Origin of the sequence: Hydrogenophaga sp. (assembly GCF_019635465.1) — a bacterium.
Taxonomy (GTDB): domain Bacteria; phylum Pseudomonadota; class Gammaproteobacteria; order Burkholderiales; family Burkholderiaceae_C; genus Hydrogenophaga.
The window spans coordinates 85,793-96,061 of the sequence record NZ_JAHBZK010000020.1; the positions used below are offsets into that span (position 1 = coordinate 85,793).

General features: G+C 65.1%; 8 protein-coding genes and 1 pseudogene. 7 read left to right on the top strand and 2 right to left on the bottom strand.

The features are described from left to right. Positions 1-52: 52 nt before the first annotated feature. Together KF871_RS16985 and KF871_RS16990 are read right to left on the bottom strand one after the other, a co-directional pair. On the bottom strand, positions 53-475 hold the full coding sequence (locus tag KF871_RS16985) for a rhodanese-like domain-containing protein (RefSeq protein WP_291145266.1): 423 nt from the start codon (positions 473-475) through the stop codon (positions 53-55). Positions 476-499: 24 nt separating this feature from the next. Beyond that, positions 500-1,180, bottom strand: a pseudogene (locus tag KF871_RS16990) (MBL fold metallo-hydrolase); the annotation flags it as partial. A gap of 195 nt (positions 1,181-1,375) precedes the next feature. On the opposite strand from KF871_RS16990, the gene KF871_RS16995 reads away from it, so the two are divergent. The 7 genes from KF871_RS16995 to icmF form a co-directional block, all read left to right on the top strand. After that, complete coding sequence (locus KF871_RS16995; RefSeq protein ID WP_291145245.1) at positions 1,376-2,518, top strand: TRAP transporter substrate-binding protein; 1,143 nt, start codon at positions 1,376-1,378, stop codon at positions 2,516-2,518. Between the two features lie 75 nt (positions 2,519-2,593). After that, positions 2,594-3,178, top strand: a complete 585-nt coding sequence (locus tag KF871_RS17000) for a TRAP transporter small permease subunit (RefSeq protein WP_291145248.1) — start codon at positions 2,594-2,596, stop codon at positions 3,176-3,178. Further along, complete coding sequence (locus KF871_RS17005) at positions 3,175-4,701, top strand: TRAP transporter large permease subunit (RefSeq protein ID WP_291145251.1); 1,527 nt, start codon at positions 3,175-3,177, stop codon at positions 4,699-4,701. The genes KF871_RS17000 and KF871_RS17005 overlap by 4 nt, the downstream gene beginning before the upstream one ends. A gap of 16 nt (positions 4,702-4,717) precedes the next feature. Beyond that, positions 4,718-6,058 carry an amidase gene (locus KF871_RS17010; RefSeq protein ID WP_291145253.1) on the top strand — a complete coding sequence of 447 codons (1,341 nt, stop codon included), beginning with the start codon at positions 4,718-4,720 and terminating at the stop codon, positions 6,056-6,058. Positions 6,059-6,075: 17 nt separating this feature from the next. Further along, positions 6,076-6,234, top strand: coding sequence for a hypothetical protein (locus tag KF871_RS17015; RefSeq protein WP_291145254.1), 159 nt, complete (start codon positions 6,076-6,078; stop codon positions 6,232-6,234). 133 nt (positions 6,235-6,367) lie between these two features. Beyond that, on the top strand, positions 6,368-7,249 hold the full coding sequence (locus tag KF871_RS17020; protein ID WP_291145256.1) for a PPK2 family polyphosphate kinase: 882 nt from the start codon (positions 6,368-6,370) through the stop codon (positions 7,247-7,249). 49 nt (positions 7,250-7,298) lie between these two features. Further along, positions 7,299-10,269: fused isobutyryl-CoA mutase/GTPase IcmF (gene icmF, locus KF871_RS17025; RefSeq protein ID WP_291145258.1), on the top strand; the 2,971-nt coding region annotated here is incomplete at its 3' end.

The window sequence follows — 10,269 nt, forward strand, 5'->3', positions numbered from 1 at the left end:
CGGAGGTCGGGGAGGTGTTTCTTTTTCGCAGCGACTGTGGTTCAGAGCGCTTTCATTTCTGCCGCCACGGCAAGCCGCGCTTGCGCCACCCACCCTTCACACCGCGGTGCGCCTGCTCGTCCGGATCGCCCTCGAAACCTTCAAGGATGTTGTAGGCCGTCAGGCCCAGCGCCGTCGCACGCTGGGCTGCGGCAATGGAGCGCACGCCGCTGCGGCACAGCAGAACCAAAGACTTACCGCCTTCGGCCGCGGCGCGTACCTGGGCATCGAAGTCCGGATTGGGCGCCATGCCGGGCCACTGTTTCCAGGCCACCGGCACCGCACCCGGCACGAACCCCACCCACTCGCGTTCGGCGTCGGTGCGCACGTCGACCAGCACCGAACGGTCCTCCTGTACCCACTGCCACGCCAGTTCGGCCGGGACATCGCCGGCGTAGGTGCCCGCGTTGGCGCCTTCGGGCGGACGCGGGGCCAACAATGCATCGCCACCGGCGTCGTGGCGCAAGCCCGAACTGAGGTTGGCCGGCACCGCTTCGTCCATGCGCCGGGGTCTTGGCAAGTTCAGGCTGTCCATCAGTGCCACGAACTCTGCTTCGCTGCGTCCGGCCACCCGTGCGTTGTGCTGACGCTCCTGGCCGATGGTTGAGTGCTGACGCCCGCGGTAGTCGTGGCCGGGCCACACGATGGTCTCGTCCGGCAGGGCAAACAGCACCTGGGTGAGGCTGCGGTACAGGTCACGCGCGCTGCCCGACTGGAAATCGGTTCGCCCGCATCCGTCAATGAGCAAGGTGTCGCCGGTAAATACATGGTTGCGCCACACGAAGCTCATGCTGCCCGCGGTGTGTCCGGGCGTGTGCAACGCGCGCAGGGTCTGAGCACCGAACTGCAACTCGTCGCCGTGCTGCAGCTGCATGGCGGCGGTGCCGATGCCGCACCCCTGGGGTGCAGCCGAGCGCGCACCCGTGTGCTCGACCAGGCGCCCGGCGCTGGTGACGTGATCCGCATGGGCATGGGTTTCGATCGACCACAGCAGGCGCAGACCATTGGCCTGGAGCACGTCGAGGTCACGCTGCAGTTGGTCATCGACCGGATCGATGATCACCGCGTCGCGGCTGTCGGGGTCGAACAGGATGTAGGTGTAAGTGCTGGACGCGGGGTCGAAGAGCTGGATCGGTTCCATGGTGGCGAGCGGTGAATGAACGATGAGATCGATGGCTGTCAGAAAGTTGACAAGCCCCATGCGGGGAAACGCGGACCGGGAAAACCCGATCGTGCGTTGTTCGCATGCGAACGAACATATGCAGGTGCCGTCAAGGTGACCTGAACGAGGGCGCGGGCCCGGCACGTCAGCGAGCATAAACACACAGGAGACAACATGAGCGATTCGATTCAAGGCGCGGGCGTCAAGCCCGCACGACGCCGCTTCCTGGGCGCTGCAGCAGCCGGTGCAGCCGGTGCGGCCCTGACGGCCCCAATGATTGCGGTGGCGCAATCGCCGGTCGTCCTCAAGATGCAGGGGTCGTGGGGCGCCAAGGACATCTTCAACGAGATGGCCGAAGACTACGTCAAGCGCGTCAATGAAATGGCGGGCGGACGTCTGCGCATTGAGTACCTGACCGCCGGCGCGGTGGTCAAGGCCTTCGAGGTGACCGACGCCGTGAGCAAGGGCGTGCTCGACGCCGGCCACCAGGTGGCGGTGTACTGGTATGGCAAGTCCAAGGTGGCCTCGCTGTTCGGCTCCGGCCCGGTGACGGGCGCCAACGCCGAGCAGACGCTGGGCTGGATGATGCGTGGCGGTGGTCTGGACTTCTACGAAGAGCTGCAAAAGCAGCTCGGCCTGAACCTCAAGGGCTTCTTCGCCTTCCCGATGCCGACGCAACCGCTGGGCTGGTTCAAGAAGGCCCCGCCCCGCACCGAAGCCGAACTCAAGGGCTACAAGTACCGCACGGTGGGCCTCGCGGCCGACCTGATGCAGGAACTCGGCATGAAGGTGACCCAGCTGCCCGGCGGCGAGATCGTGCCCGCCATGGAGCGCGGCGTGATCGATGCCTTCGAGTTCAACAACCCAACCTCCGACCGCCGCTTCGGCGCCCAGGACGTGGCCAAGTTCTACTCGATGGGCTCGTACCACCAGGCGATGGAGTTCTTCGAGATCATCTTCAACCGCGACAAGTACAACGCGCTGTCGGCCGATCTCAAGGCCGTGCTGCAGTACGCCGCAGAAGCCGTGTCGTCCGCCAACACCTGGACCGCGCAGGACAACTACTCGCGTGACCTGCAGCAACTCATCGTGAAAGACGGCGTGAAGGTGTCTCGCACACCCAAGGCGGTGTTCGAGGCGCAGATCAAGGCCTGGGACAAGGTGGTGGCCAAGCTCGAATCCGAGGATCCCTTCTTCAAGAAGGTGCTGGCCTCGCAGAAGGACTGGGCGCGCCGCGTTGCCTACTACAGCTTCTTCAACGACGCTGACTACAAGACCGCCTACGAGCACGTCTTCAAGACCAAGCTGCCGGCCTGACGGTCGCGGCCCTGCCTCGGCCGCTGCCGCCTGGCGGTAGCGGCCTTTCTTTCGCCCACGGCGTTCTCTATCACCATGCTTGCCTTCATCCGGACGATCGACTACCTGTCGGAGACCATCGGGCGCACCTTCGGCTGGACCGTGCTGGTCCTGACCGCAGGTACGTGCTACGAGGTCTTCAAGCGCTATGTGCTCAACGACCCGACCGACTGGGCCTACGACATGAGCTACATGCTGTATGGCGCGTTGTTCCTCATGTCCGGTGCGTATGCGCTTGCGCAGGGCGCACACGTTCGGGGTGATTTCATCTACCGGCGGTGGACACCGAGGACCCAGGCCAAGGTGGACCTGGTGCTCTACATCCTCTTCTACTTCCCTGGCGTGCTGGCGCTGGTGTTCGCCGGGTTCTTTTATGGCCTGGACGCTGCACGCATTCAGGAAGTGAGCGTGAACAGTCCGGTGGGTGTGCCGGTGTGGCCACTCAAGATGATCATCTTCGTGGCCGGCGTGACCCTGCTGCTGCAGGGCCTGGCCGAGGTGTGCCGGTGTCTCCTGTGCATCCGTGATGGGCGCTGGCCGCCGCGTGGCAAGGACGTGGTCGAGATGGATGTGGCCCTTCGCGAACAACACGGCCAACACAGCGATGGAGGTGCTGCATGAGCGATCCGATCATCGCCCTGTGCATGCTGGGCCTCTTTATCGTCTTCATCTTCCTCGGCTTCCCGATCGCCTTCACGCTGATGGCGATGGGGATCATGTTCGGCGTGTACGCGTACCACACGCCGGGCCAGAACATCTTCGACAACAACATCTTCTACCTCTTCACGCAGAACACCTTCAGCGTGATGAACAACGATGTGCTGATCTCGATACCGTTGTTCCTGTTCATGGGCTACATCATCGAGCGGGCCAACATCCTCGACAAACTGTTCGCCAGCCTGCAGGTGTCGCTGCGGGGTGTGCCGGGCTCGCTTGCCGTGGCCGCACTCATCACCTGTGCGTTGTTTGCCACCGCCACCGGCATCGTGGGTGCGGTGGTCACACTCATGGGCCTGCTGGCCTTGCCGGCCATGCTCAACGCGGGCTACGACCAGCGACTGGCCACCGGCGTCATCGCCGCGGGTGGCACCCTGGGCATCCTGATTCCGCCCTCCATCATGCTGATCGTCTATGCCGCCACCGCCGGTGTCTCGGTGGTCAAGCTGTACTCGGCGGCCATGGTCCCAGGCATGCTGCTGGCCGGCCTGTACCTGCTGTATGTCATCGGCCGCGTCGTGATCAACCCGTCGCTGGCGCCCAAACCCAAAGAGGCCTCCAACGTCGGCTTCCTGCAGGCGGCGTACATGGTGATCACGGCCTTCGTGCCGTTGGCCGCGCTCATCCTCACCGTGCTGGGCTCCATCCTGTTCGGTCTGGCCACCCCGAGCGAGGCCGCGGCCATGGGATCGCTGGGCGGTGTGCTGCTGGCCATCATCTACCGGGCGTTCACCTGGCAGCGCCTGCGCGAGGCGGTGTTCCTCACTGCCAAGACCTCGGCCATGGTGTGCTACCTGTTCATCGGCTCCTGGACGTTCTCCAGCGTGTTCTCCTACCTCGGCGGCGAGAGCGTGATCAAGGAGTTCATGCTCTCGCTCGACCTGAACACGGTGCAGTTCCTGCTGCTCACGCAACTGATCATCTTCGTGCTCGGCTGGCCGCTGGAATGGAGCGAGATCATCATCATCTTCGTGCCGATCTTCCTGCCGCTGCTTGAGCACTTCGGGGTGGACCCGCTGCTGTTCGGCATCCTGATCGCCATCAACCTGCAGACCTCCTTCCTGACACCGCCCATGGCGATGTCGGCGTACTACCTCAAGGGCATCGCGCCGCCACACGTGCAGTTGTGGACGATCTTCAAAGGGTGCTTCCCATTCCTGGGCATGGTGTTTCTCACCATCGCGCTGGTGTACATCCAGCCCAAGCTGGTCACCTGGCTGCCCGACCTCATGTACAGCAACACGGTCGCGCCGGTCGAGATCACACCCGACGAGGAGGGTCACGTGATGGATCCGGCCTTCCTGGGTGGTGGTGCGGCGCCCGAGAGCAACGCGCCCGCGCAGGGCGGAGAATCCACCAACCAGGCGCCCGCCAGCGGTGGGCCTGCCACCGTCGACCCGGCCTTCCTGGGCGGCGGCAACAAGTGAACCGGAGCCCCGAATCTTGACGACACGACACTGCCACGAGATCGGCGCCAGCGAACTGGTGGCCGACCTCAATGCGGGCCGCATGGCACTGAAGGACTACCTGGACGCCATGACGCAGTACCACCAGGCGGTCGAACCCCAGGTGCATGCCTTTGCACACCAGGACCCGGCCATCGTGAGGCCCCAGGTCGAGCGCCTCGACGCCCTGCGGCAGATGGGCCTGCCTTTGCCGCCGCTCTACGGCGTGCCCATCGGCATCAAGGACAACATCGACACGGCCGACTACCCGACCGAACTCGGCTTTGAGGGTGCCATGGGGCGAACGCCCAGTGTCGACGCCTTCCTGGTTCATCGACTGCGCCAGGCCGGCGCCATCATCTGGGGCAAGACACGCTCCACCGAGCTGGCCTACATGACGCCGACGATCACCACCAACCCGCGGGTGCCCGGTCACACGCCAGGTGGCTCGTCGAGCGGCTCGGCCGCCGCGGTGGCGTCCGGGCAGGTGCCGGTCGCGGTCGGTACGCAGACCAATGGGTCGGTGATCCGGCCGGCGTCCTTCTGTGGGGTGTTCGGCTACAAGCCTTCGCGCGGTCTGATCTTCAATGGCGGTGTGCTGCCGTGTGCGCCGTCGCTGGATCAGGTCGGCGTGTTCGCCCGCCAGGTGGAGGACCTGGCCGACGTCGCCGAGGCCATGATCGGCGGCCACGAACGCAGCGATGGCGCACTGGTGTTTCCGATGCGCCTGGGTGAGGTCTGCCGCACCGAACCGCCCCTGCCACCCAAGCTGATGTTCGCGCGCACGCCGCAATGGGAGCGCATGGACCCCACTGCCCAGGCCGCGTTCGAAGAACTGATCGACGAGCTCAAGGACTGCATGGTGGTCGTCGACCTGCATGCCTCGGTGGCCAACGCCTGGGGCTGGCACAAGACGGTCATGGAAGCCGAGATGGCCCACCATCTGCAGCCCTGGGTCGAGACGGTCGGCGGCAAGGTAGGCGAACCCATCAGTGCCCTCATGGAACGCTCGCGCGCCATCACCGGCCCCGACTACGTGATGGCACGCGAACGCATGCAACGCGCCGCCACCTCGCTGGACGAGTACTTCGACCACTTCGACGCCATCGTCACGCCCGCCACCCTGGGCGCCGCGCCGTCGGGTTTGCAGTCCACCGGCGACCCATCGATGTGCACCTTGTGGACCTTCGCCGGCCTGCCCTGCGTGTCCTGCCCCTGGCTGGGTGACGACCAGGGACGTCCCATTGGTGTGCAGCTGGTTGGCGCCCCCAAAGGCGACGCCCGCCTGTTGCGCACCGCGCGCTGGCTGCACCCGCGTCTTCAGGCGGCCGCCCATTGATCCGCGGGAGAGAAACCATGTCCACCTCACGTCTCATCCAGTTCGTGGCCTTGTGCCTTCTGGTGCTGTTCTTCCTGCCGTATGTGATCAAGCTGCAGCAGGTCGATCTCATCATCGTGCTGCTGGCAGGCATTGCCATGCCGGTGTACGACTTCATCCGCAACAAGGACAACTGAGCGCTCGCGTCACAGTGGTCGGCCGATCAGCCGATTGGCCGAGACCACCAAACCGGCTACCATTGACGTTTACGTTAACGTCAATTCAAGCCCATCCCGACGGGGTAGGCTTGTGCCCCACACCGGAGACGCCATGCCACGCACCAGCGACGCCCGCCTGCCTTTTGACGAGCAGGTTCTGCGCGCGCGCAAGGCAAGCCCCTGGCGCGACTGGCAGATAGACCCCGAGGCCAGCCGCCCGGCGGTGTCGCTCAAGGCCATGGCGCCCGACGCCAAACCCTTCTCCGGCGGCGACAAGGCGACCGACAAGACAGCCATCGAGTCCCTGGCCGACGAGATCGACCAACTCCAGAACCTCTTCTATCCCGACGCCCGCTTCAAGCTGCTGGTGGTACTGCAAGGCATGGACACCGCCGGCAAGGACGGCACCTTGCGCGGCGTGTTTTCCCGCACCAGCCCGTTGGGGGTGCGCACGGTGGCCTGGAAGGCCCCCACCGAACGCGAGCGCGCCCACGACTATCTGTGGCGCATCCACCAGGCCGTGCCGGGCGCCGGCGAAATCGTCCTGTTCAACCGCAGCCACTACGAGGACGTACTGGTGCCCGTCGTCAACGGCTGGATCGACAAGACCCAGACCCGGCAGCGCTACGCGCACATCAACGACTTTGAGCGCTTGCTCGCCGAGACCGGCACCGTCATCCTCAAGTTCATGTTGCACATCAGTTACGACGAACAGCGTCAGCGATTGCAGGACCGGATCGACGACCCAGACAAGCACTGGAAGTTCAGCATGGGCGACCTCGAGGTGCGCAAGCAGTGGCCGCAATACCAGAAGGCCTACGAGGAATTCCTGGGCGCCACCAGCACTATCTGGGCCCCATGGACCGTGGTGCCCGCCGACAGCAAGACGCACCGCAACCTGATGATCGCCACCATCGTGCGCGACACCCTCAAGGGGCTCAAGCTGCGCTACCCGCCCGAAGACCCCGCGCTGAAGAACCTGCGCATCGAATGATCGCGACCCGCTGCGCCGATACCGTTTCACCCGCCCAAGAGAGACAACCATGACCCAGTTGAGCGCCGACTACCAGGCCCTGGCCAACTACCGACCCAAGCACAAGGTGCGTTTCGTCACCGCGGCCAGCCTGTTCGACGGCCACGACGCCGCCATCAACATCATGCGCCGCATCCTGCAGGGCATGGGCGCCGAGGTGATCCACCTGGGTCACAACCGCAGCGTGGACGATGTCGTCACCGCCGCACTGCAAGAGGACGTGCAGGGCATCGCCATCAGCTCTTACCAGGGTGGTCACGTCGAGTACTTCAAGTACATGGTCGATCTGCTGAAAGCGCGCGGCGGCGCGCACATCCAGGTGTTCGGCGGCGGTGGCGGCGTGATTGTGCCGAGCGAGATCGAAGAGCTGCAGGCCTATGGCGTGGCCCGCATCTACAGCCCCGAAGATGGTCAACGCATGGGCCTGCAGGGCATGATCGGCGAGATGGTCATGCGCTGCGACCACGAGCTTTCGGCGCACGCACCCACCGCCCTGGCCAAGGTGCAGGGCCATGAGGAGATGGCCTGGCGTTCGCTGGCCCAACTCATCACCGCCATCGAAAACGGCAAGGCCGACCCCGCGCTACTGCAGGCCGCGCGCGAAGCCGCTACCGGCCTGAAGGTGCCGGTGCTTGGCATCACCGGCACTGGCGGCGCGGGCAAATCCTCACTCACCGACGAACTCATTCGACGCCTGCGCCTGGACCAGGGCGACGCGTTGCGCGTGGCGGTGATCAGCATCGACCCGTCGCGCCGCAAGAGCGGCGGCGCCTTGCTGGGCGACCGCATCCGCATGAACGCCATCGGCCCCTGGCGCAACGGCTCGCGTGTCTTCATGCGCTCGCTGGCCACGCGCGACTTCGGCAGCGAAATCAGTGCCGCCCTGCCCGACGTCGTGGCCGCGTGCAAGGCCGCGGGCTTCGATCTGGTGGTGGTCGAGACCTCCGGCATCGGCCAGGGCGATGCGGCCATCGTGCCGCACGTGGACGTGCCCATGTACGTGATGACGCCCGAGTTCGGCGCCGCCAGCCAGCTCGAGAAGATCGACATGCTCGACTTCGCCGAGTTCGTGGCCATCAACAAGTTCGACCGCAAGGGCGCGGCGGATGCCTTGCGCGATGTCGCCAAACAGGTACAGCGCAACAAGGAAGCCTGGGGCAAGCGCCCCGAAGAGATGCCGGTGTTCGGCACCATGGCCGCCCGCTTCAACGACGACGGCGTGACCGCGCTGTACCAGGCCCTCAAACCACGGTTGGGCCAGCTCGGCATGGTCTTCACCGATGGCCGTCTGCCCACCGTTGCGGTGCGCCACAGCACCAACCAGACACCGGTGGTGCCGCCCGCTCGAACGCGCTACCTCGCAGAGATCGCCGACACCGTCCGGGGCTACAAGCAGCGTGTGCATGCGCAGGCGCGTCTGGCCCGCGAGATCCAGCAACTGCAGGCAGCGGCCCAGATGCTGCGCATCGGCAAGTCCGAGCGCGCCAAGGCCGCCGAGGCCGCCATCGACCTGGCCCAGCAACGCGAGTTCGACCAGGACCCGGCCGCGCGCAAGCTGCTGCAACAGTGGCCCGACATGCAAAAGGCCTATGCGGGCGACGAGTACGTGGTGAAGATCCGCGACAAGGAAATCCGCACCGCGCTCACCACCAAGAGCCTCTCGGGCACCGTGATCCGCAAGGTCGCCCTGCCCCGCTACGAAGACCACGGCGAGATCCTCAAGTGGCTGATGCTGGAGAACGTGCCCGGCAGCTTCCCGTACACCGCCGGTACCTTCGCCTTCAAGCGCGAGGGTGAAGACCCGACCCGCATGTTCGCCGGCGAGGGCGACCCGTTCCGCACCAACCGCCGCTTCAAATTGCTCTCGGAAGGCATGCCGGCCAAGCGCCTGTCCACCGCTTTCGACTCGGTCACGCTGTACGGCAATGACCCCGACCCGCGGCCCGACATCTACGGCAAGGTGGGCAACTCGGGTGTGAGCATCGCCACGCTGGACGACATGAAGGTGCTCTACGGTGGCTTCGACCTGTGCCACCCGGCCACGTCGGTGTCCATGACCATCAACGGCCCTGCGCCCAGCATCCTGGCCATGTTCATGAACACGGCCATCGATCAGAACCTGGAGAAGTTCAAGGCCGACAACGGCCGCGAGCCCACCGACACCGAGGCAGCCAAGATCCGCGAATGGGTGCTGGCCAATGTGCGCGGCACCGTGCAGGCCGACATCCTCAAGGAAGACCAGGGCCAGAACACCTGCATCTTCAGCACCGAGTTCAGCCTGAAGGTGATGGGCGACATCGCCGAGTACTTCGTGCACCATGACGTGCGCAACTTCTATTCGGTCTCGATCAGCGGCTATCACATCGCCGAGGCGGGTGCCAACCCGATCAGCCAGCTCGCATTCACGCTGTCCAACGGCTTCACCTTCGTTGAGGCTTACCTGGCGCGTGGCATGCACATCGACGACTTCGCGCCCAACCTGTCGTTCTTCTTCAGCAACGGCATGGACCCGGAATACACCGTGCTCGGCCGTGTCGCCCGCCGCATCTGGTCGGTGGCCTTGCGCGACAAGTACGGAGCGAACGAACGCAGCCAGAAGCTCAAGTACCACATCCAGACCAGTGGCCGCAGCCTGCACGCACAAGAGATCGCCTTCAACGACATCCGCACCACGCTGCAGGCGCTGATCGCCATCTACGACAACTGCAACTCGCTGCACACCAACGCCTACGACGAGGCCATCACCACGCCCACCGAAGAGTCCGTGCGCCGGGCCATGGCCATCCAGCTCATCATCAACCGCGAGTGGGGACTGGCGAAGAACGAGAACCCGAACCAGGGTGCCTTCATCATCGACGAGCTGACCGAGCTGGTCGAAGAGGCGGTGCTGTCGGAGTTCGAGCGCATTGCCGAACGCGGCGGCGTGCTCGGCGCCATGGAGACCGGCTACCAGCGGGGCCGCATCCAGGACGAGTCGATGC